Source organism: Streptomyces sp. NPDC059010 (genome assembly GCF_042740355.1).
Classification (GTDB): Bacteria; Actinomycetota; Actinomycetes; order Streptomycetales; family Streptomycetaceae; genus Streptomyces.
The window spans coordinates 20,238-46,255 of the sequence record NZ_JBHYJA010000027.1; the positions used below are offsets into that span (position 1 = coordinate 20,238).

General features: G+C 70.6%; 21 protein-coding genes. 12 read left to right on the forward strand and 9 right to left on the reverse strand.

Going from position 1 to position 26,018, the window contains the following annotated elements:
• The first annotated feature begins 110 nt into the window (after positions 1-110).
• From ACFWYS_RS27390 to ACFWYS_RS27420, 7 genes are all read left to right on the forward strand, one after another.
• Complete coding sequence (locus tag ACFWYS_RS27390) at positions 111-971, forward strand: helix-turn-helix transcriptional regulator (protein WP_384774227.1); 861 nt, start codon at positions 111-113, stop codon at positions 969-971.
• Positions 972-1,086: 115 nt separating this feature from the next.
• Positions 1,087-1,545, forward strand: coding sequence for a hypothetical protein (locus ACFWYS_RS27395; RefSeq protein ID WP_384774229.1), 459 nt, complete (start codon positions 1,087-1,089; stop codon positions 1,543-1,545).
• Between the two features lie 150 nt (positions 1,546-1,695).
• Positions 1,696-2,928, forward strand: a complete 1,233-nt coding sequence (locus ACFWYS_RS27400) for a cytochrome P450 (protein ID WP_384774232.1) — start codon at positions 1,696-1,698, stop codon at positions 2,926-2,928.
• A gap of 69 nt (positions 2,929-2,997) precedes the next feature.
• Complete coding sequence (locus ACFWYS_RS27405; RefSeq protein ID WP_384774234.1) at positions 2,998-3,192, forward strand: ferredoxin; 195 nt, start codon at positions 2,998-3,000, stop codon at positions 3,190-3,192.
• Positions 3,189-4,373 (forward strand): NAD(P)/FAD-dependent oxidoreductase, encoded by a 1,185-nt coding sequence (locus ACFWYS_RS27410; RefSeq protein ID WP_384774237.1) that lies wholly within the window; start codon positions 3,189-3,191, stop codon positions 4,371-4,373. Before ACFWYS_RS27405 ends, ACFWYS_RS27410 begins: the two co-directional genes overlap by 4 nt.
• A 113-nt stretch (positions 4,374-4,486) precedes the next feature.
• Positions 4,487-5,992: an aldehyde dehydrogenase family protein gene (locus ACFWYS_RS27415; RefSeq protein ID WP_384774240.1), complete on the forward strand. Its 1,506-nt coding sequence runs from the start codon at positions 4,487-4,489 to the stop codon at positions 5,990-5,992.
• Between the two features lie 66 nt (positions 5,993-6,058).
• Positions 6,059-6,919 carry an SDR family oxidoreductase gene (locus tag ACFWYS_RS27420; protein ID WP_384774243.1) on the forward strand — a complete coding sequence of 287 codons (861 nt, stop codon included), beginning with the start codon at positions 6,059-6,061 and terminating at the stop codon, positions 6,917-6,919.
• Between the two features lie 62 nt (positions 6,920-6,981).
• Here ACFWYS_RS27420 and ACFWYS_RS27425 read toward each other — a convergent pair whose 3' ends face one another.
• Positions 6,982-7,116 carry a helix-turn-helix domain-containing protein gene (locus ACFWYS_RS27425; RefSeq protein ID WP_384774246.1) on the reverse strand — a complete coding sequence of 45 codons (135 nt, stop codon included), beginning with the start codon at positions 7,114-7,116 and terminating at the stop codon, positions 6,982-6,984.
• Between the two features lie 20 nt (positions 7,117-7,136).
• Here ACFWYS_RS27425 and ACFWYS_RS27430 point away from each other — a divergent pair, with 20 nt between their 5' ends.
• Entirely contained in the window at positions 7,137-8,717 is a 1,581-nt protein-coding gene (locus ACFWYS_RS27430) for an MFS transporter (RefSeq protein WP_384774249.1), read from the forward strand.
• Entirely contained in the window at positions 8,714-9,826 is a 1,113-nt protein-coding gene (locus tag ACFWYS_RS27435; protein ID WP_384774252.1) for an epoxide hydrolase family protein, read from the forward strand. The genes ACFWYS_RS27430 and ACFWYS_RS27435 overlap by 4 nt, the downstream gene beginning before the upstream one ends.
• Here the strand turns inward: ACFWYS_RS27435 and uppS are convergent, their stop codons facing one another.
• Complete coding sequence (gene uppS / locus ACFWYS_RS27440; protein ID WP_384774255.1) at positions 9,827-11,722, reverse strand: polyprenyl diphosphate synthase; 1,896 nt, start codon at positions 11,720-11,722, stop codon at positions 9,827-9,829.
• Positions 11,723-11,973: 251 nt separating this feature from the next.
• Positions 11,974-13,434, reverse strand: coding sequence for a cytochrome P450 (locus ACFWYS_RS27445; RefSeq protein WP_384774258.1), 1,461 nt, complete (start codon positions 13,432-13,434; stop codon positions 11,974-11,976).
• Positions 13,435-13,537: 103 nt separating this feature from the next.
• On the opposite strand from ACFWYS_RS27445, the gene ACFWYS_RS27450 reads away from it, so the two are divergent.
• Positions 13,538-15,043 (forward strand): GMC family oxidoreductase N-terminal domain-containing protein, encoded by a 1,506-nt coding sequence (locus tag ACFWYS_RS27450; protein WP_384774262.1) that lies wholly within the window; start codon positions 13,538-13,540, stop codon positions 15,041-15,043.
• Positions 15,044-15,170: 127 nt separating this feature from the next.
• Positions 15,171-15,581, forward strand: coding sequence for a VOC family protein (locus ACFWYS_RS27455; protein ID WP_384774264.1), 411 nt, complete (start codon positions 15,171-15,173; stop codon positions 15,579-15,581).
• A gap of 174 nt (positions 15,582-15,755) precedes the next feature.
• Here ACFWYS_RS27455 and ACFWYS_RS27460 read toward each other — a convergent pair whose 3' ends face one another.
• The 6 genes from ACFWYS_RS27460 to ACFWYS_RS27485 form a co-directional block, all read right to left on the reverse strand.
• A complete protein-coding gene (locus tag ACFWYS_RS27460; RefSeq protein ID WP_384774267.1) occupies positions 15,756-16,043 on the reverse strand; it encodes a hypothetical protein in 288 nt (95 codons plus the stop codon).
• Positions 16,044-16,208: 165 nt separating this feature from the next.
• Positions 16,209-18,242 (reverse strand): FAD-dependent oxidoreductase, encoded by a 2,034-nt coding sequence (locus ACFWYS_RS27465; RefSeq protein WP_384774270.1) that lies wholly within the window; start codon positions 18,240-18,242, stop codon positions 16,209-16,211.
• Between the two features lie 41 nt (positions 18,243-18,283).
• Positions 18,284-19,795: an aminobutyraldehyde dehydrogenase gene (locus tag ACFWYS_RS27470; protein ID WP_384774273.1), complete on the reverse strand. Its 1,512-nt coding sequence runs from the start codon at positions 19,793-19,795 to the stop codon at positions 18,284-18,286.
• A 230-nt stretch (positions 19,796-20,025) separates the two neighbouring features.
• Entirely contained in the window at positions 20,026-20,910 is an 885-nt protein-coding gene (gene dapA / locus ACFWYS_RS27475; protein WP_384774276.1) for a 4-hydroxy-tetrahydrodipicolinate synthase, read from the reverse strand.
• A 49-nt stretch (positions 20,911-20,959) separates the two neighbouring features.
• Positions 20,960-22,348 (reverse strand): flavin monoamine oxidase family protein, encoded by a 1,389-nt coding sequence (locus tag ACFWYS_RS27480; RefSeq protein ID WP_384774279.1) that lies wholly within the window; start codon positions 22,346-22,348, stop codon positions 20,960-20,962.
• 161 nt (positions 22,349-22,509) lie between these two features.
• Positions 22,510-23,889: an MFS transporter gene (locus ACFWYS_RS27485; RefSeq protein ID WP_384774282.1), complete on the reverse strand. Its 1,380-nt coding sequence runs from the start codon at positions 23,887-23,889 to the stop codon at positions 22,510-22,512.
• Between the two features lie 275 nt (positions 23,890-24,164).
• Here ACFWYS_RS27485 and ACFWYS_RS27490 point away from each other — a divergent pair, with 275 nt between their 5' ends.
• Positions 24,165-26,018: a helix-turn-helix domain-containing protein gene (locus ACFWYS_RS27490; RefSeq protein WP_384774285.1), complete on the forward strand. Its 1,854-nt coding sequence runs from the start codon at positions 24,165-24,167 to the stop codon at positions 26,016-26,018.

Below are 26,018 nucleotides of genomic sequence, written 5' to 3' on the forward strand. Positions count from 1 at the left end.
CCTGGACGCATCCACGTTCGCCGGATGCGCCGACGCGAGCCAGTGCCGTCCCCGTCACTGGGACTGGCAGTACCCACGCTCATCCGGCGCCGCGCGGCGAGAATGAACCCATGGCCTCCTCCCGCTCCGGTTTCGCCGTACTCCTGCGTGCCTGGCGTGACCGTCTCTCCCCGGTCGACGCCGGCCTTCCCATGACGGACAGGCGTCGTGCCCCGGGACTGCGCCGCGAGGAACTCGCACAGCTGGCCGGGCTTTCCGTGGAGTACGTCCTGCGCCTGGAACAGGGACGCGCGAAGAACCCCTCTGCCCAGGTCGTCGGCTCCCTTGCCCGGGCTCTTCAGCTCTCCCGCGACGAGCGCGACCAGCTGTATCGAAGCGCGGGCCTCTTGCCGCCCCGGGACGGGACGGTCAGCACCCATGTGCCCCCGGGGATCCAACGGCTCGCCGCGCGCCTGGGCGATGTTCCGATCGCGGTGTTCGCCGCCGACTGGACGCTGCTGTGGTGGAACACCGCGTGGAGCGCCCTGCTCGGAGACCCGTCCGTCCTCCCCATCGCCGAACGGAATCTCGCCCGTGCGCTCTTCGGCGATGGCGTGGCTCGTGCCGCGATGCTTTCCGTCCGGTCGGAGCGTGGACAGGACGCCTTCGAAGCGTCGATCGTCGCCGACCTCAAGGACGCGGTGTCCCGTTATCCCACGGACGCCCAGCTCGATCGTCTCGTGCAGGATCTACGAGCGATGTCCGACGATTTCGCGCATCGCTGGGTCATGGAGACGGCCGCCGCCCAGCACACGACGGACCGAAAGACGATCCGGCACCCGGAGATCGGTGACATCCTGCTCGACTGCGACGTCCTCGTCGTCCCCGGAGCAGACCTACGCATGGTCACCTACACAGCGGCGGCCGGCAGCAGCGACGCGGGGAAACTGGACCTCCTTCGCGTCACAGGCGCCCGGCACGCGGTGGTGTAGCCCGCTACACCAACGGCTCGGGAGTCCGCTCCCTCGTGGAGCCGTACGGGAGACGGAATCGTGATCAGCAGAGATTCCGAGAGCACCGAGCTCCCCGTCCCGAAGGAAGTCCCCGATGAGGTCCACGTCGTTTCTGGCCCGCGTGAAGTCGTTCGCCGCCGATCTGCTCCTCTGGTCGTTCTTCGTCGCCGGCCTGGCCACCAGCATGGGAGGGGCGGGTGCGTTCCTGGACGGCACGGAGAAGACGGTCGCGACGTTCGCCGGTATCGCCGTCGCGCTGGTGACGGGTTCGCGCATCACGAAGAAGCCGAAGATCAAGGCGTTCCTGTCGTCGCGGCCGGTGCTGTGGTTCCTGTTCCTGTTCAACGGCGGTGTGGCCGCGATCTCCTACGTCGCGATGGACGGCGCGAAGGGCATCGCGACCGCCGCCGGTATGGGCCTGGTCTCGCTGGGAGCGCTCGGCGGTCTCGTCTCGAACTACCGACAGGGGGCCAGGGCCGCCCGCGAAACGACGCACGAGGCCCCCTACCAGCAGCAGCCGACAGTCGATGGGTTCCCTCCGAATCGCCGCTGACAGACGGCTGGTTGAGAGCCGACATGTGATCTGCGCCATGTCAGGTGACGGTCAGGAAGCTGACCGGATTACGTCAGCCCCCTCTGTTTGCATGTGCCCACCCAGGCTGATCCCGCTGATCCCCCCCCCACGACCGAGGAGAGCCAAGCCATGGCCGACACCGTGACCGGTACCGCGCCCGCAGCGCGGGACGCCGTCCCCGAGTTCCCGATGCCCCGGCAGTCCCGCTGCCCCTTCGACCCGCCGCCCGAGCTCAAGGAACTGCAGGAGGAGGGGCCGCTGACCAGGGTCCGCCTGTGGGACGGCAGCGAGCCCTGGCTGGTGACCCGGTACGCCGAGCAGCGCGCCATCCTGGGGGACCCGCGCGTCAGCGCGGACACCGACACCCCCGGCTACCCGACCAAGGCCAGTCCTGAGGCGGGCGAGGGCAAGCTCAGCTTCATCATGATGGACGACCCCGAGCACGCCCGGCTGCGCCGGATGGTGACGGCGCCGTTCGCCGTCAAGAAGATCGAGGCCATGCGCCCCGCCGTACAGCGCATCGTGGACGGCCTGATCGACGACATGCTGGCCCGTTCCGGCCCGGTGGACCTGGTGGACGTGTTCGCCCTGCCGATCCCCTCGCTGGTGATCTGCGAACTGCTCGGCGTGCCCTACGAGGAGCACGAGTTCTTCCAGGAGAACACCAAGACCATGGTCCGTACGACCGCCACACCCGAGGAGCGGGGCGCGGCGAGCCGGGAGGTCGCGGGCTACCTCGCCGGACTCCTCGGCAAGCGGCTCGCCGAACCCAAGGACGACCTGCTCTCCAGCATCGCCGCCCGCATCACGGCCGGCGAACTCACCCACCAGCAGGCCACGGAGATGGCGCTGCTCCTGCTGATCGCGGGCCACGAGACCACCGCGAACATGATCGCGCTCGGCACCCTGGCCCTGCTGCAGCACCCCGACCAGCTCGCGCTGCTGCGTGAGAGCGACGACCCGAAGTTCGTCGCCGGTGCCGTCGAGGAGCTCCTGCGCTACCTGCACATCACCCACCTGGGCCGGCGCCGGGCGGTGACCGAGGACATCGAGATCGGCGGCCAGGTCATCAAGGCCGGCGAGGGCGTCATCATGGTCAACGAGATCGGCAACCGCGACCCCGAGGTGTTCGCCGACCCCGACCGCCTCGACCTCACCCGCGACGCCCGCCGCCACGTCGCCTTCGGCTTCGGCAACCACCAGTGCCTCGGCCAGCCGCTGGCCCGCATGGAACTCCAGGTCGTCTACGGCACCCTCTACAAGCGCATCCCCACGCTGAGGCTGGCCTGCGCGCTGGAGGACGTGAAGTTCAAGCATGACGCCTTCATCTACGGCGTCCACGAACTGCCCGTCGCCTGGTGACAGCTCCGAAACCACCGCCAACCAACCACACCCGCGCGTGAAGACGTGCGTGACGAAGGGAACCCGATCATGAAGGTGGAGCTGGAAGCCGACAAGTGCGTCGCGTCCGGACAGTGCGTGCTCGCCGCGATGGAGGTCTTCGACCAGGACGACGACGGCATCGCGATCCTGCTGGAGGAACAGGTCGGCGAGGACCAACTCGACGACGTGAAGGAAGCCATCGCGGTCTGCCCGGCCGCCGCGATCCGGCTGGTCGACCAGTGAGGCGCATCGTCGTCGTGGGTGCCTCGGCCGCCGGACTCGCGGCGGCCGAGACCCTGCGCCGCGAGGGCTACGACGGCACCCTCACCCTCGTCGGCGACGAACCCCTCGCCCCGTACGACCGCCCGCCGCTGTCCAAGCAGCTGCTGGCGGCCGAGTGGGAGCCCGGGCGGCTGGCCCTGCGCACCCCCGGCGACCTGGCCGGACTCGACCTCGACCTGCGCCTCGGGGCGGCCGCCACCAGCCTCGAACTCGCCGAGCGCACGGTGGAGTTGGCCGACGGGACAACGGTGCCGTACGACGCGCTGATCGTGGCCACCGGGGTGCGGCCGCGGCGGCTGCCGGGGGAGGGCGCGCACGTGCTGCGCACCCTGGACGACGCCCTGGCCCTGCGGGACCGGCTGGCGCCGGGACGGCGGCTGGTCGTGGTCGGTGCCGGGTTCCTCGGGGCCGAGGCCGCCGCCGTCGCCTGGCGCCTGGGCTGCGAGGTCACCCTCCTCGAACCCGCCCCCGTCCCGCTGGCCCACGCCGTCGGCACGGAGGTCGGTCAGGTGCTCACGGCCGCCCATCTGGAGCGGGGGGTGAACCTGCGGTGCGGGGTGAGCGTGGCAGAGGTGACCGGGGACGGCGTACGGCTGGCCGGCGGTGAACTGGTCGAGGCCGACGAGGTGCTGGTCGCCATCGGCTCGCTGCCCAACACCGAGTGGCTGGCCGGCAGCGGGCTCGCGGTGGGGGACGGCGTGGTGTGTGACGAGTACTGCCAGGCCGCGCGGGACGTGTACGCGGCCGGTGACGTGGCCCGCTGGTACAACCCGCTGTTCGGGCAGTCGATGCGGATCGAGCATCGCACCAACGCCGCCGAGCAGGGCATGGCGGCCGCCCGCAACCTGCTCAACCCCCAGGCGCGCAAGCCGTTCGCGCCGGTGCCGTACTTCTGGTCCGACCAGTACGACATGAAGATCCAGGCGTACGGGTACCTGCGCGGCCACGACGAGGTAGCCGTGGTCGAGGGCGACCCGGCCGAGCGGAAATTCGTGGCCGCCTACCGCACCGGCGACCGCATCAGCGGCGCCCTCGCGGTGGGCATGCCGCCCAAGGCGATCCGGCAGTGGCGCCAGGCCATCGCCACCGGAGCGAGCTGGGCCGAGGCCGTGCGCCCGACCGTCCCCGCGGCGGATTCCTGACCTCCGATCAGGCCGCCCCTCTCTGGTCCTCCCGGGCCAGCCGCGCCGCGCCTCACGCCCTTCCTTCGTTCCTCCCTCTCTCTCCCTCCCCCCACCCAATCCAGGAGACAATGATGTCCATCACCCCGTCCGGCCCGCCTTCCCCGGCATCGCGCCACGAGGAACGCCTGCTGATCGACGGAAAGCTGCGCGCGGCCGCGGACAGCCGCACGATCGAGGTGCTCAACCCGGCAGACGGCACGGTTCTGGGCAAGGTGGCCGACGCCGGCCGGGACGACATGCTCGATGCGATCGGTGCGGCACGGCGGGCGTTCGAGGAGACGGACTGGGCCGTCGACCGGCAGTTGCGCAAGCGTGCCCTGACCCAGCTCCTCGATGCGCTGGTCGAGGAGAAGGAGGAACTGCGCGAGGAACTCATCGCGGAGGTCGGGGCCCCGCGCATGCTCACCCACGGCGCTCAACTGGAGGAGCCTCTGCAGAAGTTCCGGTGGCACATCGACCACATCGACGAGTTCGAGTGGGTGCGCCGCCTCGACGATGCCGTCAACCGGTTCACCAACGAGCCCAGCCAGCGATGGGTCGTCAAGGAGCCCGTCGGCGTCGTCGCCGCCATCACCCCCTGGAACTTCCCCTTCGGGTTGCTGCTCGTCAAGCTCGCCGGCGCTCTCGCCACCGGCAACACGGTCGTCGCCAAGCCCGCGCCCGAGACACCGTGGAACGCCACCCGCCTCGGTCGGCTCATCGCCGAGCGCACCGACATCCCGGTCGGCGTGGTCAACGTGGTGACGACCAGCCACCGTGACACGGCCGAACTCCTCCTGACCGACCCGCGCGTCGACATGATCACGTTCACCGGCTCCACGGCCACGGGGCAGCGCATCCTCGAACTCGCCGCGCCGACGTTCAAGCGCACGACGCTGGAACTCGGTGGCAAAAGCGCCTCGATCATCCTCGATGACGCGGACCTCCGCCAGGCCATACCGCAGGCGCTCGGCGCGCTCGCCCACTCGGGCCAGGGCTGCGCGCTACCGACCCGGCTGCTGGTGCACCGCGATGTCTACGAGCAGGTCGTCGCCGGCCTGACGCAGGCATTCCAGCAGGTGCCCTGGGGTGACCCGCAGGACCAGAAGACGCTGGCCGGCCCGATCGTCTCGGCCCGGCAGCGCGACCGCATCGCCGACTACATCCGCATCGGTCAGGAGGAGGGCGCGAAGCTCGCCACCGGTGGCGGCATCCCCGACCGCCCGGGTTTCTGGGTCGAGCCGACACTCTTCGTGGACGTCGACAACGCCTCCACCATCGCGCAGGAGGAGATCTTCGGCCCGGTGCTCACCGTGACACCGTTCGACACCGATGACGAGGCGATCCAACTGGCCAACGCCAGCCGGTACGGCCTCTCCGGGTATGTCTCGTCGGCGTCGACGGAGCGTGCTCTGCGCATCGCACGTGCCATCCGCACCGGAACCTTCATGATCAACGGCGGCTCGTACTCCGGCGGCGACGCCCCGTTCGGCGGCTACAAGGCCAGCGGCTTCGGCCGCGAGGGAGGCCGCGAGGGCTTCGAGGTCTTCACCGAGACCAAGACCATCGGGTCCGCGCTCCCGCTCCCGCTTTCCTGACGCGACGCGATCCCCTCCCGCACACAGCAGCCCCGCGTCTCGGCGCGGGGGAGAGGAACTGGGCACATGAACGACTACCTGCAGTACGCCGGCAAGACCGCGGTCGTGACCGGCGCGGCCTCCGGCATCGGCAAGGCGACGGCACAGCGGCTCGTCGAGCTGGGCGCCGAGGTCCACGTCATCGACTACGCGCCGACCGAGTTGTCGGGTCTCGCCTCCGCGATCCAGGCGAACCTGGGAGTACGGGAGGACATCGACCGGGCCTTCGCGTCGCTCCCCGAGCACATCGACACGTTCTTCGGGGTGGCCGGGGTCTCCGGGCTCCAGCACGACTACAACACGACCCTGTTCATCAACTACGGCTCCTACAAGTACATCTCGAAGACGTACCTGGAGGCCCGCATGGGCGAGGGCGGTGCCATCGCCTACGTGTCCTCCCTGGGCGGTATCAACTGGGAGCGCTACCAGGAGGAACTCCAAGGGCTGATCCGGGCCGAGGGGTGGGACGCCATCGTCGAGGCGATCGAAGGACTCGGCCTCCAGAGCCAGCCCGGACCGGCCGCCTACGCGCTCTCCAAGCGGGTGCTCAACCTGTTCATGGCCCACAGCGCCACCGCACTCGCGAGCCGCGGAATCCGGGTGAACGCCCTGCTCCCCACGAACACCGAGACCGGTCTGACGCCGGACTTCGCCGTGATGCGCGGCGGACGCGACCAGCTGGAGGCGAACGCCGGCCTGCACAAGGGCCTGGCCACACCGGAGGAGATGGCGGACCCGCTCGTGTTCCTCAACTCGCATGCGGCGCGGTACATCTCCGGGCAGCCGCTCCTGGTCGACTTCGGCGCCCGCAACCTCCAGCTCCTCGGCCGCAAGGAGGACAGGCTGGACCGCCCGCTGACCGGGGATGCGCAGGCCGTGCGCCCCTGATCCCCGGCCGCCGCCGCGAGGGTGCGCGAAGACCGCCGTCCGTACCGGCCTTCGCGCGCCCCTTACACGTGCTCCACGAGCGCGTCGACGATCTCGGCCTCGCCGGGGAAGTGAGCGTAGACCGTTGCCCGTGTCACCCCTGCGGCCTGGGCGATGTCCTCCATCCACGCCGTGTACAGCCAACTGGTTGCCTGCAACCCGTCCGACGAGGAGCGCAGTGAGCGCAGTGAACGAGTCAGAACCCGAGGAGCCGTCCCCCGCGTCCCGCCGACAGGTGCTGAAGGTGCTCAGCGGCCTGCTGCTCGCCCTGTTCGTGTCGACCCTCAGCAGTACGGTCGTCTCCAGCGCGCTGCCGAAGATCATCGGATCGGTGCACGGGACGCAGACCCAATACACGTGGGTCGTCACCGCGACCCTCCTCACCACCACCGCGACGACCCCGATCTGGGGCAAGCTCGCCGACCTGTTCAGCAAGAAGGCCCTCCTCCAGGCCGCCATCGCCGTCTTCGTGCTCGGCACCCTGGCGTCCGGGATCAGCCAGACGGGCGGTGAGCTGATAGCCGCGCGGGCCGTCCAGGGCGTCGGCGTGGGAGGTGTGCAGGCGCTCGTCCAGATCGCCATCGCCGCCCTCATCCCGCCTCGCGAGCGCGGCCGTTACAGCGCTTACCTGAGCGGCACCACATCGACCTCGACCATCGGTGGGCCGCTCCTCGGCGGCGTCATCGTCGACACCTCGTGGCTGGGCTGGCGGTGGTGCTTCTTCATTGCAATTCCGCTCGCCGCCGTCGCGTTCCTCCTGCTCCAGCGGACGCTGAACCTTCCTGTCCTGCGCCGCGAGAACGTGAAGATCGACTATCTGGGGGCGACGCTGATCGCCGCCGGTGTCAGTGTTCTGCTCATCTGGGCGTCGTTCGTCGACGGCTCCTTCGCCTGGGCCTCGTGGCAGACCGCCGCCATGGTGTGCGGCGGGCTGGCCCTGCTCGCCGCGGCCATGTGGGTGGAGACACGCGCTGCCGAACCGATCGTTCCGCTCGCCATCGTCAGGAAGCGCACCACGGCCCTGGCCATCCTCGGCAGCCTGGCGGTCGGTACGGCCATGTTCGGCACCGCGGTGTTCCTCAGCCAGTACTTCCAGCTGAGCCGCGGCCGCACCCCCACCGAAGCCGGCCTGCTGACGATTCCGATGATGGCGGGCATCCTGATCGCCTCCATCGTCTGCGGCCGGCTGATCAGCCGAACCGGGAAGATCAAGCCGTTCCTCATCACCGGCGCCGTGCTCCTCACCGCCGGATCCGCCGGACTCGGCATCATCGATCACGAGACGCCCATGGTCTTCCTGGGGGTGTCGATGCTGTGCGTCGGGATGGGCGTCGGCATGACGCTGCAGAACTTCGTGCTCGCCGTGCAGAACACCGTGCAGTTGAAGGATGTCGGGGCGGCGAGCTCCACGGTGTCGTTCTTCCGGTCCCTCGGTGGCACGGTGGGCGTCGCCGTCCTCGGCGCCGTCCTGGCCCGCCAGGTCGACGACAAGGTGGCGAGCGGGTTTGCCTCCGCCGGGATGTCCGCCGGCCACGGGATGTCCGGAGGCCAGTTCTCACCGGCCGTCGCGCAGTCCCCCGCGGCACAGGAGATCATCCGGGTCGCGTACGGCGACGCGACGGCGCACATCTTCCTCCTCTCGGCCGGCGCCGCCGTTCTCGCCGTGATCGCCGCCGTCCTCCTCGAACCGATCAACCTGCGCAGCACCCTCGACCTGCCGGAGAAGAAGGCCGACGAAACGGCGGTCGCGGCTTCATGACCGACATCACCCCCTTCCGCATCGACATCCCCCAGTCCCAGCTCGACGATCTGCACGCCCGGCTCGACCGGATCCGCTGGCCCGACGAGCTTCCCGGCGTCGGCTGGGAGTACGGCATCCCGCTCGGCTATGTCCAGGAGCTGGTGGAGTACTGGCGGCACACCTACGACTGGCGGGAACAGGAGAAGCGGCTCAACTCCATCCCGCAGTTCACCACCGAGATCGACGGACAGAACGTCCATTTCCTGCACCTCCGCTCGGCCAATCCCGACGCGCTGCCGCTGATCGCCACCCACGGCTGGCCCGGCTCGGTCATCGAACTCCTCAATGTCATCGAGCCCTTGAGCGAGGACTTCCACGTCGTCGTCCCCTCGATCCCCGGCTACGGCTTCTCCGGCCCCACCCGCGAGACAGGATGGAATGTCGAGCGCGTGGCCCGCGCCTGGGCGCAGCTGATGAACCGCCTCGGATACACCCGCTACGGCGCACACGGCAGCGACTGGGGCTCGTCCATCACCCGCGAGCTCGGCCGGATCGATGCCGAGCACGTCGTGGGCATCCACGTGACCATGATCGGCACTCCGCCGCCCCCGGACGCCGCGCCCTTCACCGACGAGGAGCAGCAGCGACTCAAGCACGGGGAGCGCTACCAGCGGGAGCTGTTCGGATACGCGGCCGTGCAGTCCACCCGCCCGCAGACTCTCGCCTTCGCACTGCACGACTCCCCGGTCGGCCAACTCGCCTGGATCGTCGAGAAGTTCAAGGACTGGACCGACTCCGCGGACACGCCCGAGGACGCGGTGGACCGCGACCAGATGCTCACCGACGTCATGCTGTACTGGCTCACCGGCACGGCGGCCTCCTCGGCCCGTCTGTACCGCGAGTCCGCCGGCTCCTGGGGCCGGCAGCCGGAGCCCTCGACCACGCCGACCGGCGTGGCGGTCTTCCCCAAGGATCTCAGCCTGACGATCCGCCGATTCGCCGAGGCCACCAACCACATAACGCACTGGTCCGAGTTCGACCGGGGCGGTCACTTCCCGGCCATGGAGGAGCCGGATCTGCTCATCGGCGACATCCGACGGTTCTTCCGAGGACTCTCCGCCGCGTGATCACGGTGTCGGTGCTCCGTGTCCGCTCGGCAAGGCGGGCTGGGCGGGGATGCGGGGGACGGAGCCGTAGCGGCGGGTGCGGCGGGCGTACTGTTCGATCGCCTGCCACAGGGTTCGGCGGTCGGCCTCGGGCCACGGTGTGTCCAGGAAGAGCAGTTCGGCGTAGGTGGCCTGCCAGGGAAGGAAGTTGGAGGTGCGCTGGTCGCCGCCGGTGCGCAGCAGCAGGTCCACGTCGGGCAGTTCGGGGACGTGGAGGTAGCGGGCGAAGACGTGCTCGGAGACCGCGGTGGGGTCGATCCTTCCGGCGGCTGCTTCCTGGGCGAGTTTCGCCGCGGCCGCCGTGATCTCGGCGCGGCCTCCGTAGTTCACGCACATGGTCAGCATCAGTCCGGTGCGGTCGCGGGTGGTCCGCTCGTCCTGGAGGAGCCGCTCGACGACGTCGGCCGGCAGGCGGGAGCGGACCCCGGCCCAGCGCAGGCGGACGTCAAGTTCCTCGTCCACCATGCCGCGCATGCTCTGGGGGATCTCGTACATCAGTGCCTGCAGTTCGTCGGCGGGGCGTTTCCAGTTCTCGGTGGAGAACGCGTACACCGTCAGGTGCTTCAGCCCGATCTCCAGGGCGCCGTGCACGACGTCGATCAGTGCCTCGGTGCCCGCGCGGTGGCCGTCGGTGCGGGGCAGGCCTCGGGCGGTCGCCCAGCGGCCGTTGCCGTCCATGACGATCGCGACGTGACGCGGCATGGCTTCGGGCGGGAGTTGGGGCGGGCGGGCTCCGGACGGGTGGGGAGGCGGAGGTGTGGTCGCACGCCGCTGAACAGCGCGTGCGCAAGTCTGCTCGGCCCGGCCGGGCGCTTCGGGCGCTTCGGATGCGTCGGATGCGTCGGTCGGTGAGCGGTGTGGTGGCGGGCTGGGCTGGATGGGGAAGGGGAACAGGGCCCAGGCCGCCGCGGCCTTCGTCCGGGCGGGCAGCAGCAGGCGCAGCCGGGCGGTTCGCGGCAGAGCGGGGCGGCGATGCAGCAGTGCGGTGGGGGAGTCGGCGGCAGCCTTGAGGCGGAGCCGGTACAGGTCGGTGTAGGCACCGAGGGCGACAGTCACCGCGGGGTGCAGCACGGGTGGCAGTGGGCTGTGGTCCAGCCAGGTACGGGCGCGGTCGGCCAGACGGCGGACCAGTTCCCCGAACGCCGGGGTGGCACGCCGGGTCAGCAGGTCCGCCCGATGCACACCGCCCTCGTCCAGGGCTTCCTGCGGCAGGGGGACGTGGCCGCGGTCCAGGTCGTCGCAGAGGTCGACGAGGGCGTCGGTGAGGTAGATCGCGTCGACGGCGGTCTGCCATGCGACGGCCATGTCCGGCACGCTCGCGGCGATCGTCTCCGGTTCGGCGGACAGACCCGCGGCCCGCGTCAGCAGTGAGCCCGCGCGGAGCACGAGCGGGGTATTGATCAGGCTGTTGTAGCGCCGCCACTCATGCCAGGTCGCGAACTGACGTCCATTGACGTCCTGGCGGAGCTCCTCGAACAGCGTGTGCAGGAACCCCGGCGGCAGGTTCCAGGTCAGCATGGTGTGGATCAGCGCCTGCCGTACCGGGTCGCTGCCGCGGCCCTCGCGCAGGTCCGCGTCGAAGGCCGAGATCCACTCCTCCAGCCGTCCGGCTCGCCCGGGATCCGTTCCCTCTGCGGCCCCGGGCGCGTCGGCCAGGTCGTCCACGGCCCGTACGGCGCCGTACAGCGCCCAGGTGGCGGTCCGCAGCGGTGGCGGCAGCAGCAGTGAGACGGCGTACTCGATCTCGCCCGTCGCACGGGTGGCACGGCGGCACGCCTCGTAGCCGCGGCGCAGGGCCGGGTCGTGAATCCCGCTGCGCCGGTAGACACCGGCGAGTGGCACTACGGGAGAACCCACCTCACACGTCCTCTCGGTTCGAAGGATCTGCCGCGTCCGTACCGTCCAGGCCGGCGACCTGCGTGCCAATGTCCACGCCCGCGCAAACGCCGCCCGCCGCATCCCTGTTACGGCCGGGATGTGAATACAACCGTGAAGGATGATCAATCGCCGTCAGGTTGTCTGCGAGGTCGTCCGCCAGGTGGTCCGTGCGGCCGACGCACTGCCGCATGGACCCTCTTCCGAACGCTGCATCTGTCACGGAACGGGACTCAGTTCGCATGCCGCCGCCATCCCTGGACATCTGCCGGAGCCGCACCGTGCTCCGGGGCGGCTACGGGGCTCGCGCTCGCACGGCCCCGGCGGAGGTGGCAGGTCATGGGCATCGGGCCGGGGGAGATGACGATGCGGCCGTGCGGCCGGTAGCGGTGTCCTGGCGTGGTGCGCAGCTGCCAGTGGGCCGCGATGGTGGCCACGGCGGTCAGGAGCTGGTTCATCGTCAGGGCGTCACCGATGCACTTGCGTACCCCCGCGCCGAACGGGACGTCGGCGCAGCGTGCCAGGGTCTTCGCGGGGCCGGGCAGCCAGCGGTCGGGGTCGAAACGCAGCGGGTCGGGGTGGACCGCGGGATTGCGGTGCAACGCGTAAGTGCAGTAGGCGAGTTCGGTGCCCGCGGGGAGTTCGGCGGTACCCAGGCGTACGGGGACGAGAGTGCGCCGGCCCAGCATCCAGGGGGCGGGGTGCAGCCGAAGTGTCTCCTTGACGACGCGGCGCGTGTATTCGAGCGAGGTGAGGTCCTGGGCCTGCACGGGGCGGCCGTCGAGGACGGAGTCGACTTCCTGGTGCACTCGCTGTTCGATGTCGGGGTGGCGCGCCAGCTCGTAGAAGAGGTGGGGGAGCACCTCCTTGAGGCCGTGCGTCGAGGCCCAGATGAGGAACAGCGTGTCGGCGGTGATCTGCTGGTCGCCGAGTGGTTCGTCCGGGGCGGCGTAACGGGCCCGCAGAAGCTCGGAGAGGACACTGCCGTCGGCCGCACCCTGACCGCGCTGGTGGGTGAGCGCCGCCAGGATTCCGGTCCGCAGATCGGACAGGGCCCGCCGGAAGCTGCCAGTGCCCGGCACGTGTTTGAGGTGGGCGAGCTGTGGGACGGCGAGGCGCCAGTACAGGCCTCGCGTGGTCTGGGAGCTCATGGCCGCCAGAGCGGCCGTCACCCGGTCGAGGGCCGGAGTGTCCCCGCACACTGCGCGCGCGTTGACCCGGTAGGCGAGGGAGGCCATCTCCCGGTCCACCCGGATCGTCCTGCCCGGGCACCACTGGGCCGCGGCCTCCTGGACGGCCCGCCGCAGTGCCGGTGTTCCGGCGGTGATGCGGTGGGGGTGGAAGGCCGGCTGCACGGCGCGCCGGTGCCTGCGGTGTGATCCGAACAGCGTCAACCCGTCGAAGTCCATGTCCATCACCAGGCTGACGCCGAACTGGGAGCCGATCCCTGCCGTGATCCTCGCCTGGCCGTAGTCGCGGGCATCGGTCACCAGCAACTGGTGGAGGAGTTCGGGTGAGTTGACGAGGTAGACGTCGGGTGTGAAGGCCGGGCCTCGCATCCGTACCAGAGGGCCCAGCTCGTTGAGCGACGCCATGAAGTCGAGTGGGTCGAGCAGGAGTTTCAGGCTGTGCCCGAGCAGGGGCAGCGAACCCGGAGCGGTCGGGACGGTGGGGGCAGGCACGGAATCAGCCACGGACCCTCTCTCTGACTGATCGGATGATGAGCGCACTGCGACCGATAACGTACTGACCGTGACGAGGGATGCGGTTGGATCACGCTCGCGTGAGGTGCTTGTCGTGGGCTCGGGGTTCGGCGGGAGCGTCGCGGCACTGCGTCTGGCGGAGAAGGGCTACCGCGTCACGGTCGTCGAGACCGGACGCAGCTGGCGGCCGGAGGACTTCGCCACGTCCGCATGGCAGGCACAGCACCTGCTGTGGGCGCCCTGGCTCGGCTGGCGCGGCATCGCACGCCTGCGGGTACGACGCCGTCTGGTCGCGCTGATGGGTGTCGGGGTGGGCGGCGGATCCCTCGTCTACGCGGGCGTCCACTACCGGCCCGACGCGGCCGTCTTCCGTGAGGCCTGCTGGGATCCGACCCTCGACTGGGAGAGCGAACTCGCCCCGTGCTACGCACTGGCGGAACGGATACTGGGCACCACGCGCGTGCCCCGGCAGGCGGCAGGGGACGACATGCTGCGCCGAACGGCCGCCGCACTCGGGGTGCCCGGCGGCGTCCATGCCACCCGGGTCGGCATCCACTTCGGCCCAGCCGGGCGTACGGTGCCGGACCCCTTCTTCGACGGCCGGGGCCCGGCACGGGCCGGCTGCACGGAGTGCGGCCGCTGCACACTGGGCTGCCGCGTCGGCGCGAAGAACTCCCTGGACCACAACTACCTGTACCTCGCCCAGCGAGCCGGAGCCGAGATCCGGCCCCTGACCGAGGCCCGGAAACTGATCCCGCAACCGGACGGCACCTGGCACGTGCACACACGCCACGGCACCGGTATCACCCGGACCCACACCGTACTGTCGGCGCATCAAGTCGTTCTCGCTGCCGGGGCCTGGGGCACCGCGGAGCTCCTGCACCGCTCCCAGCCGTACCTGCCGCACCTTTCCCCCGCGCTGGGCACCCGCACCCGCACCAACCGGGAGGTGTTCGCCGCCGTGTCCGCCGACGGCTTCGACGTCGGACCCGGTGTCGCCATCAGCTGCGTGCTGCGACCACGACCAGACCTCCTGGTCCAGCTGTGCCGACTCGGGCCCGGAACCCATCCGGCCGCACTGCTCGTCCGGCCGGGCGGCTCTTCGTGGCGGGACTTCGGCCGGCGTACCGCCGTACTCTTCGCCATCGAGCAGGGCGACTCCCACCTGACCAGCCACTTCCGCCGCGGGAGCCTGACCTTTCGTCCGGGAAGCCCCCGCCCCGAACCCGTGCGGCTGGCCGCCGCCGAGGCCGTCGCCCACCACTACGCCCGGCGCATCGGCGGCCGGGCCGCACTTCTGTGGAACACCGTCCTACGGCTGCCGGTCACCGCCCACCTGCTGGGCGGCTGCCCGATCGGCAGCCGTCCGGCGACGAGTGTCGCCGACCTCTATCACCGTGTCCACGGCTACCCGAGCCTGCATGTCATCGACGCCTCCGCCGTCCCCGGCAACCTCGGCGTGAACCCCGCACTCACCGTGACCGCGCTGGCCGAGCGCGCCTGTGCCACCTGGCCCGCCGCGGGCCGGCCGGACCAACGCCCCGCCCAGGGCGAGCCGTACCGGCGCGTACCGAACCCGACAACCGAGGCCGCCCCGTGAACCGCACTCTCTCCACCCACCTGGCCACCAACCGCGCCGTTCTCCGCATCGCCCCCTATGGGCGGCGGCAGGAGCCCCACTAGGGCCACTCTCGATGTCGGGTGTGAGCTTGTGGCAAGATCGCGGGATGCTGCGACTCACCGATTTCATTGTCGACTGCCCGGACACGATGAAGCTGGCGGCCTTCTACTCCGAGGTGACGGGCCGTCCGATCAAGGAAGGCAGCTCCGAGGACTGGGCCGGCATCCAGTTCGGCGAGATCGAGCTGGCATTCATCAGGGTGGACGACTACCGCGCTCCGCAGTGGCCCGACAGCGAGCACCCCAAGCAGTTCCACCTCGACTTCGAAGTGGACGAGATCGAGTCCGAGCAGCGCCGCGTCCTCGACCTCGGCGCGACGCTGAGGCAGGACTTCATCGGCCCCAACGGCTACGGCTGGCAGGTCTACACCGACCCGATCGGCCACCCCTTCTGCCTGTGCCGCAACAAGGGCGTCATCTGGACCGACCAGGGCCCGATCTGGCCCAAGCACGATTGATTAGGCGCTGCCATGCGTCTTTGTACGGCGCCGGTCCAGTAGCGGGGGCGGCGCGAGCAGTGGGGGCGGGTCCAATAGCGGCGGAACGTGCCGCAAGTTGTCGTGACGCACCCGCGCCCCGCACCGACAGCATCTCGATGCGGGGGAGCAGGGAATGACAGCGCGGGCCAGCTGTCAGTTGGTCGGGTCGAAGACGGAGCCGACCGCGCCGAAGCTGGGCGCGACCGGGCCGGAACCGGGCGCACTCTGGTTGGAACCGGGCGCATGCTGGTCGAAGCTGGACACGCTCGGGTCGGAATCGGACGTGCCCTCGCCGAAGTTGGGCTTGGCCGGAGCGTTGTTCCCGAAGTCGGATCCGGCCTTACCCATCTCGTCGCTGTCGTCGGCAAAGGCCTGGCCCGGGCCTCCGAGCAGGGCTGTCCCGGCGAGGGCGAGGGCGGCCAGGGCGATAGGTGCACGCATGAGCGTCTCCTTCGGTAGGTGTGTGGTCGCCAGAGGTATGCCGCCCACCCATGGGCGAGAAGCGGTGACGTGCAGACAAGCACTCGAATAGACGGCGCACATGGAGCCGCCCGCACCGAGTCCTCAGCGGTTGGGGGAAAAGTCGTACAACTTCTCGCCCCAGTCTCAGATCGTCCGGCCGAGCCGGGCCGCGTCCAGCATCGCCGCATGGACGTTCCGACTGGTCACCGCGTCCCCGATGCGGAACAGCCGGAAGGCACCGTCCTCGTTGCGCACCACCGACTGGGGCTCGCCCGCCAGCAGTTCCGCCCAGTCGACGGCGCCCAGGTTTGTGGAGGAGCCGAGCAGCTCGTCGTAGAGCTCCTGGACCGGATCGGTGCCCATCTCCGCCACCACGGCGTCGAAGGCGCGGTGCTGGCGGAAGTCGAAGCCGTCCATGCCGAGTTCGACCGTCAGGCCGTCCGCGGCCCTCGTGACCCCGTGCAGGCGTCGAAGGACCGTGACCGCCACACCGCTCTGCGCCAGTGAGTTGAAGTATCCGGCCGCCGTGAGCGAGCCGACGTCGGGGGAGAGGGTGCGTTCCGGCGTGACGATCTCCACGGTGGCGCCGCCTCGGACGAGGGCCTCCACCGCGTCGAGCGCCTGGTTGCCGCCGTGGTCGTCGTAGACCATCACACGGCCCCGCAGCCGTCGCGCTCCCGACAGCACGTCCCAGGTGTCGTGGACCAGGCCGGCCCCGGGCACGCGCGGCGCCGCCGGGGTGCCGCCCGTCGCGACGATCACGACGTCCCAGCGTTCGGCGAGCAGCGTCGGGGCGTCCACGTACGTGTTCAACGCGACTGGTACGCCCAGTCGGGCGAGTTCGTCGGTCCGCCAGTCGATGATGCCGCGGAGGTCGCGACGGCGCGGGACGAGCGAGGCCAGCAGCAGCTGGCCGCCCACCTTGTCCGCGGCCTCGAAGAGGCGGACGTCGTGGCCGCGCTCGGCGAGGACGCGGGCGGCCTCCAGACCGGCGGGGCCCGCTCCCACCACCGCCACACGCCGCGCCGTGGAGGCGGCGTCGATGCGCTGGGGTATCTCCAACTCGCGGCCCGTGGACGGGTTGTGCACGCAGAACGCCGCGCCGGAGCTGTAGATGCCGTCGATGCACATGTTGGCGCCCACACAGGGACGGATACGGTCCGTGCGGCCGTCGCGGACCTTGTTCGGGAGTTCGGGGTCGGCCATCAGTGCCCTGGTCATGCCGACCAGGTCGAGCAGGCCCTCCGCGATGGCGTACCGCGCGGTGGCGACGTCGCTGATGCGGGCGGCGTGCATGACGGGGACCGAGAGTTTGCGCTTGACGCGGCCGGCGAACTCCAGGTGCGGAGAGGCCGGTGTGGACATCGGCGGGATGGTGCGGGCCAGGTCGGCGTCGGTGCCGATCGAGCCCTTGATCAGGCTGATGAAGTCGATCCCGGCCGCCGAGATGTCCTCGGCGATCCGCAGCGCCTCGTCCGTCTCCAGGCCGCCCTCGCGCTCCTCGTCGAACGTCATGCGCGCGCCGATGACGAAATCCGGGCCGACCGCTTCGCGTACGGCCCGGATGACCTGGAGCGGATAGCGCATCCGGTTCTCGTAGGAGCCGCCGTACTCGTCGTCGCGACGGTTCCAGAACGGGGTCCAGAACGAGTCGAGGAGGTGGCCCCACGCCATGAGCTCGATGCCGTCCAGTCCCGCGGACCGGCAGCGCTGCGCGACGTCCACGAAGTCCTGCAGCACCCGGTCGAGGTCCCACTGCTCGGCGGCCTTGGCGAACGCCCGGTGCGCCGGTTCGCGGACATTGCTCGCCGAGATCGCCGGGAGCCAGTTGTCGGTGTAGCTGCTGGTGCGGTGACCGAGGTGCGTCAGCTGGGTCATCACCGCCGCCCCCTGGTCGTGGACCTCGTCGGCGAGGCGGCGCAGCCAGGGCTCCGCCTCGTCCTTCCACAACTGCAGGTTGCCGAAGGCGGGTGCACTGTCGCGGCTGACCAGCGCGCTGCCGCCGATCATGGTCAGCCCGACACCGCCCCGGGCCTTCTCGACGTGGTAGGCGCGGTAGCGGTCCTTGGGCAGGCCGCCCTCGCTGTAGGCCGGCTCGTGGGACGTGCTGACGATGCGGTTGCGCAGCGTCAGGTTCTTGAGCACGAACGGCGTCATCAGGGGGTCGCCGACGTCCACTCCGCACCTCCATGGCGGTCGAACAGGTGGGCAGGGCGGGATCAGCGCCCGTGGTTGTGCATCACGTGCTTGGTGCGCGAGTAGTCGTCCAGCGCGTAGATCGACAGGTCCCGTCCGTAACCGGAGCCCTTGAAACCGCCCCAGGGGACTTCGCTCGCCAGCACGAGATGGGAGTTGACCCAGACCGTCCCGAAGTCGAGGCGCGCGGCGATGTCGTGGCTGCGGCGCGCGTTCTCGGTCCACACCGATGCCGACAGGCCGAGAGGTACGTCATTGGCTCGCCGTACGGCCTCCTCCTCGTCGGCGAAGGTCTCGACCGTGACGACCGGGCCGAAGATCTCCTCGCGGGCGACCTCGGCCCCTTCGGGCACGTCGACCAGCACCGTCGGGGCCACGAAATACCCGGGCCCGTCGAGAGCCCCACCTCCCACCGCCACCCGGACGCCTTCGCTCTTCGCCCGCTCCAGGTACCCCGTGACCCGCTCGAAGTGGGCCTTGGAGACCATGGGCCCGACCTCGACGTCCTCCCCGGCGCGCGGCTCACCGACGGCCAACTCCCGTACCTCGCCCACGAGGTGCGCCACGAACTCCTCGGCGACCGACTCGTGGACCAGCACACGGCAGGCGGCCCCGCACTCCTGACCCGAGTTCCAGAAGCCGGCCACGCGCAATGCCGCCGCGGCCGCCGCGAGGTCGGCGTCCGGGAAGACCACGACCGGGGCCTTGCCGCCGAGTTCGAGGTGCACCCGCTTGAGGGTGTCGGCGGCGGCCCGGGCGACGGCGCGACCGCTGGCGACCGAACCGGTCAGGGCGATCATGTGCACGTCCGGGTGCTCGGCCAGCCGGGCGCCGGCCACCGCGCCGTACCCGTTCACCACGTTCAGCACGCCGGGCGGCAGCAGGTCGGCGACGAGTTCGGCGAACTTCAGGGTGGTCAGCGGTGTCTGCTCTGACGGCTTGAGGACCAGAGTGTTGCCGGCGGCGAGGATCGGGGCGATCTTCCAGGCCGCCATGAGCAGGGGGTAGTTCCAAGGTGTGATCACTCCGATCACACCGAGCGGTTCCCGCACGATGACCGACAGATGGTTCTCGGCGTAGTCGCCCGCGGCCAGGGAGGTGGTCGCGCGCACCGCACCGGCCATGAAGCGGAAGGTGTCGACGGTCATGCCGATGTCGTCCCGCGACACGGCGAGCGGCTTGCCCGTGTTCGCCGACTCCAGCCTGGCGAGGAGCTCGGCCTTCTCGGCCACACGGTCGGCGATGGCGTGCAGCACCTCCGAACGCTCCTTGGGGACCAGCCGTGCCCAGGGGGCCCTGGCCGCCACCGCGGCCGCGACCGCACGGTCGATGTCCTCGGCGGTGCCCTCGGGGATCCGGGCGATGACGCTCTCCGTGCTCGGGTCGACCACGTCGATGACGCGCTCGGGCGCCCCGTCCGGGAACTTCCCGTCGATGAAGTGCCGGGCCGCGGGAAGGTCGGCCTCGGTGATCAGAGGCGGTGCATCGGCTGCGCGGCGAACGGTGGCCGTCGTGAGGCCGGCGGCAGTGGTCATGATCAGTGACTCCTTGAGTGGTCGGGGGAGGCGGCCGGCCGGTCGGCACGGCGGCCGATGCCGTGCGCCGACGACAGGTGACTGGCGTGGCCGACGTCGCCGCCGCCGGTCTCGCGGCGGTGCCGTGCGAGGGATCCGACGGCGACGATGGTCGTACCGGGTCAACTCGCCTACTGAAAACGGTGGTTGGGTGCCCGTGTGGCGCACACGACGACGTCCGCCCTGTTGCCCTACGGGTGCAGGGCGCGGACCAGGTCGGCGATCCTGGCCGTCGTGGCGGCGTCGAGGCCGAGCAGCGGCTCACGAGGGCCGCCGACGGGGAATCCGGCCGCGTCCAGGGCGGCCTTCACCGCCGGAATGAACGGCGCGGACATGATCGCGTCCATCAGCGGATAGATCCGCGCCCATTCGGCCTGCGCACGGGCGAGGTCGCCGGCGCGCAACGCGCGGTGGATGGAGACCAGTTCGGCCGGCATCACGTTCGCGGTCCCGGCCATGACACCGGCGGCGCCCTCGGAGATCGCCTGGAGGAGCAGGCTGTCCCAGCCGATGAAGGTGGAGATGACGTCGCCGTGACGGTGGATCAGCTGCCCGGCCTGCGCCATGTCGGCGCTGGTGTCCTTGATGTACTGGATGTTCTCCACCTCGCTGGCGAGCTGCCCGACGGTGTCCGCGGAGAGGCTGACGCCGGTGGCCCCGGGCAGGTTGTACAGCATGATCGGGAGGTCCACCGCGTCGGCGACCGTACGCAGATAGCGCAGCGTCTCGTCGAGCGTGAGCGGCTCGTAGTACGGGGCGACCACCATCAGCACCGAGGCTCCGGCGGCCTGCGCGTGCCGGGACAGCTCGACGGCTTCCCTGGTGCTGAGCGCACCGGTCTGTGCGACGACCGGGACTCGTCCGGCCGTCTGGTCGATGACGGTCTCGATCAGATGGCGCCGTTCCGCTGCGCTCATCGCCGCGAACTCACCCGTGGATCCACAGGCGACGACTCCGTCCACACCGCCGTCGATGCTGCGGTCGACCAGGCGGCGCAGTGTCTTCTCGTCGATCTCCCCGTCCGAGGCGAACGGGGTGGCGAGGGCGGTCAGGACGCCGCTCAGCTGTGCCGGCATTGTTGAATCTCCTCAGGTGAAACTGCCAAATGCGAACGGGAACGTGGATTTACGGGGCGACGGGCGCCGTTGTCAGGCCGCACCGCGCGGTCTGCCGGTCGGTGGCCAGCAGACTCCGCGCCTCGTGCGCGGCGGACAGACCGGTCTGGATCGCGGTCTCGGTGTAGAGGGTGCCGAGAAAGTCACCGGCCAGGAGGACCCGGCCGCTGCGACGGGTCAGGGTCTGCTGGAGCATGCCCCGGCCGGGGAAGCAGTACGGCGCGCCCGTGGGCCAGCGCTGCACCTCGGCCTCCACGACATGGTCGGAGAAGCCGGGCAGGACCTGGTCCAGGTCGTCCAGGTAGATCCGGCGGATCTTGTCGTCGTCGTGCTCCAGCAGGTCGCGCGCCAGACTGCCCGGCGAGAAGGTCATGATGCTGCTGCCGGGCCGCCGCTCCCGCTCGTAGCCGTGCACGACGTTCGACATGTTCAGCGCGACGTTGAAGGACCGCTTCGGCGTGGCGATGCCGTAGGCGTCGTCCCAGACCTGGCGCCCGGTCTCGTCGCTGAGGAACGCCGCGCTCACATAGGGGCCGTAGACGATCTTCGACAGGGCCTCGCGTACGTCACGGTCGAGGTCGACGGCGATGCGGTGGCTGACGGTGGCCGGCGTGGCCAGGACGACGTAGCGCGCCTCGATCTCCTGCTCGACCCCGTCCTGCCGGTAACGGACGACGACCGAGCTCTTCTTCTGGACGATCTCGTCCACGGTCGCGTGGAGCCGCACCCGGTCCGACAGGGCCGCGGCGATGGACTCGGTGAGGGTGGAGGGGCCGCCGAGGATGCTCTGCGAGAGTCCGGCGCCGATGTTCCACACCAGGCTGAAGTAGCCGACGCCGGCGCCCGCGGAGAGCTGGTCGATGTCGGCGGCGGAGCGGGTCACCGTGGGCTTGAACAGCGCCTCGGAGTCCTCGGGCAGATCGCCGATGAAGTCCTTGAAGGAGCGGTCGTTCATGAACTCGTAGACCCGCAGCTGGCGTTGCGCCTCGGTCTCGCCCTTGCGCCGCCGCACGATCCGGGCGTACCGGGCCACCTGCACCGCCACCTTCGCACCGGCCTTGACCATGCCGACGCGCGCCGACATCGGCATCGGGATGCGGAACGGGTAGGTCTCCACGCGTCCCTTGAGCAGCAGCTTGCCGTTCATCGACAGCCCGGCCAGCGAGCCGGGCACCGGCACCGAGTCGACACCGGTGCTGTTCAGCAGCCACGACGTCGCCGAGTTCCCGCCCGCGTAGACGTGCCCGCCCCAGTTGAGCCAGTACGGGCCCCGGCGCTCCGACCGGATGCGGCCGCCGACCCGTCCCTCGGACTCCAGCAGGAGCGTGTCCCAGTGCCGCAGTCGCCAGCCCGCGGACAGTCCCGCGATACCGCCTCCCACGATCACTACGTCTTTCATCGGTACCCTCCTGCGGATTCACGGGTGAAGTGCTCGGTCGCGCAGAGCCGCGCCGAGCGGTGTGCTGTGCGTTCCCGCCGGTCCGGCCGCCATGGCCGCCGATACGGCGGTCGCCGCCGCGGCCCGGGCCCCCGCCGGGGTGGCGGGGGCCCCGGCGGCGGTCAGACGCCCGCGGTGCGGCCGGTCGGCGTGCCCCGGGCGGCCCGGGGATTGAGCGCGGCGGCCTCGTGCAGGGCCATGCCGCGGGTCTCGGGCGCCCAGAAGACGGAGACGACGGCGCCCACGAGGCTGATCGCCGCGGCGGCGAGCATGGTGCCGCCGACGCCCCAGCCGGTCAGGGCCATCGGGACGAGGTAGGTGCCGACGGCGGCGCCGATCCGGCTGGCCGAGGAGGCCAGGCCCACGGCGGAGCCGCGTACCTCGGTCGGGAACAGTTCGTTCGGGTAGATCCACTGGAGGATCTGGGTGCCGCCGATGATGACCGCGTACAGGGCGAACAGGGTCATGATCACGCCCGAGGGGGCGTCCGGGAAGATGCCGAGCAGCAGCAGGGCGAGGCCCGACCAGAGGAAGCTGTGGATGACCAGCGGGCGTCGGCCCATCTTGTTCACGCCGAACAGGGCGACCACACAGCCGATGAGGAACATGACCGTGATCATGGCCTCGCCGATGTTGGCCAGGCCGCCCTCCAGTTTCAGCGCGTCCAGGATCTTCGGGCCGAAGGCGTAGATGGCGAAGAGCGGCACGATCGAACAGGTCCAGAAGACGGTGATGTAGAGCATCCGGCCGCCGTAGCCGGACCGCAGGATCGCCTTGATGTCGACGTTCTCCCGCTCCTCCGCCTCGTCCGGCAGATCGGCCACCGTCACATCGGGGCCGTAGACCTTCTGGAGGACGGCGTCGGCCTCTTCGGTGCGGCCCTTGTTGGCCAGCCAGCGCGGGGACTCGGGTGTGCCGTGGCGCAGCAGCACGATGATCGTGGCGGGCAGCGTGGCGCTCGCGAGCATCCAGCGCCACGCGTCGTCACCGAGCGAGGACAGCATGATCTCGCCGACGATGTACGCCGCGGCGGCGCCCACGAACCACATGACGACCAGACCGCCCAGCAGCGGCCCCCGGTAGCGGCGCGGAGTGAACTCGGCCAGCAGCGAGGTGGCGATGGGATAGTCCGCGCCGACCGCCGCCCCGATCAGCAGACGCAGGACGAACAGCCACACCGGGTCGGTGGCCCAGAACTGGGCGACCGAGCAGACGATGATGGCGATCAGGTCGATGGTGTAGAGGAGCTGCCGACCGAACTTGTCGGTCAGCCAGCCGCCCACGAACGCGCCGAGGAAGATGCCGATGAGCGCGGACGCGCCGATCAGGCCCTCGGCGGAGTCGGACAGATTCAGCTGCGGAGAGATCTGCACCATGGCGACGCCGATGATGCTCAGCACGTAGCCATCGAGGAACGGGCCACCGGAGGAGTACAGCGCCAGTTTCTTGTGGAAGCGCGACAGGGGCGCGTCATCCAGTCTGTTTCCTGCGTTTACGGTCATCACAGCCTCCGGGAGCGGATCCCGGACTTGCCCCTGTGAGGGTAGGTCCAGGCCAGTCGGGGTTGAGGTGCGGATTCGATGTCGCGAGTGCTCCCCGGTGGGGGGCGGCCCGGGCTCGCTGATCGAGGCGAACTCGCGGTTTCTCGGGGACGCCGGCAACGTGGCCGCCGGATGGCAACGAAGTATGTGAAGGCCGGGAGCGGCCAACAATGCCTCGGCCGTCCCACCGGCCGCCGGGGTACTTCTGAGTCAGAAGTTCGGCTACGGTTGCCGCCATGGCCGGCCGACCCCGCGACACCGTCGTCCTCACCGAGGACGAGCGGGCCACGCTGCTTTCGTGGACCCGCAGCCGCACCTGCTCACAGGGCCGGGCCCGGCGCGCGCAGATCGTGCTGGCCTGCGAGAAGGAGCTCACCAACACCGCCGTGGCCAAGCGGCTCGGCATCTCCCGGGACATGGTCGCCAAATGGCGTGCCCGCTTCCTCGCCGAACGGCTGGACGGCCTGGACGAGCAGTCCCGTCCCGGCCGGCCTCCCACGGCCGACGACGACACCGTCGCGCACGTCCTGGTCCGCACCCTGACCCCGCCGCCGCGCGGCGCCAGGCAGGCCTGGTCGACCCGTTCGATGGCCGCCGAGACCGGTCTGAGCCAGAGCACGGTGAGCCGGATCTGGCGCATCTACGGCGTCCAGCCGGGCGCGCGTGCCCTGGACGGGCAGCGCCGGGCGTGGTCCCTGCCGGACCAGGTCGAGGAGGTCGTCGGTCTTTTCATCGCCCCACCGGTGTGCGTGCTCGCCGTGACGGCCCGGTCGGGGCGTCGCACGGCCGTACGCCCCGCCGCGCCGGCCGTCACCGAGCGGCTCTTCGGTCAGGACCGGGAGGTGCCGCACGTACTGGCCGTGGCCTGCGCCTTCGCGGCGCTCCGGGGCGAGCGGCCCCCGGAGGACGCGCTCGGGGCGAACCACCCCGCCCTGCACACGTTCCTCGATCGGTCCAGGTCGGCGGCGGGCCCGGGGGAGACCGTGCACCTGCTCGCGCACGGCCTGCCGCCGGAGGCGTACGGCGCCCTCGACCAGCACGACCCGGCCGTATCCCCGCGTCTGCGCTGGCACCGAGCCCCCGGCCCCGAGGCATGGACCGACGAGACCCGGCGTCTGCTCACGCCCCAGCCGCAGCCGAGTCAGGAGATCGCGCCCGACCCGCACCGGCTCCGCGACGGGCTGCTGACCTGGTCCACCACCTGGACGCCCGCCACGCCCCCCTTCACCCGGGTCGCCCCGCCCCGTCCGTCGTACGACGCACCCGCCATCTGCGGCCCCGTCAACGACTCGAACGTCCGGGACGTGCACGCACTCGGCCACCCCGCCGTCGGCACGGTGCCCCAGATCGCATCCGACGACGAGGCGCCCGGCGCCCCCGTCACCACCGACCCCGTGGTCGGCCTGCTGCGGGAAACCGTCCTCGCCGACGGCCACCGGCCGGGTGACCGGGTCCGGGAGGCGCCACTCGCGGCGCGGCTCGGTCTCTCCCGCAGGGTCGTGCGGGCAGGGCTGCGGGCGCTGGCCGAGGAGGGCATGCTCGAACCGCTTCCGGGCGGCGCCACCGCCGTCCCCACCGTCACGGCGAAGGACGTCCTCGACCTCTACGCCCTGCGCGCCAGCCTCGGCGCACTGCTCATCCGCCGCATCGCCATGCTCGGCCCGGAGCAACTCGCCCCGGCCGCGGCGGCGTTGGCGGAGGTCCGCGCCGCGGCCCGGGACAAGGACCACGTCCGGATCCGGGAGGTCGACCTCAGGTTCCAGGACGCGCTCGCCCGCACCGCGGACCTTCCGCAGGCCGCGGGCACCTTCGAACGCCTCACGGCCCGGCTGCGGATGTTCGTCGCCGTGCTGGACATGGACTACAGCCAGGCGTTCGACACGATCCTCAACGAGGACACCGTCGTCTTCGACGCCCTGCGCGGCGCCGACGGAAACGAGGCCGCCCGCCTGTGGCGGGTCAAGATCGAGCGCTGCGTCCGCTACATGATCGCCCGGCTCCCCGAGGACGACGTCGCCCCACACCTGTGGACCAGCCTGGCGGGCAGGCCGCGACTGCGCCCGGAGGAGCCGCGGGGCGCCCTGCACTGA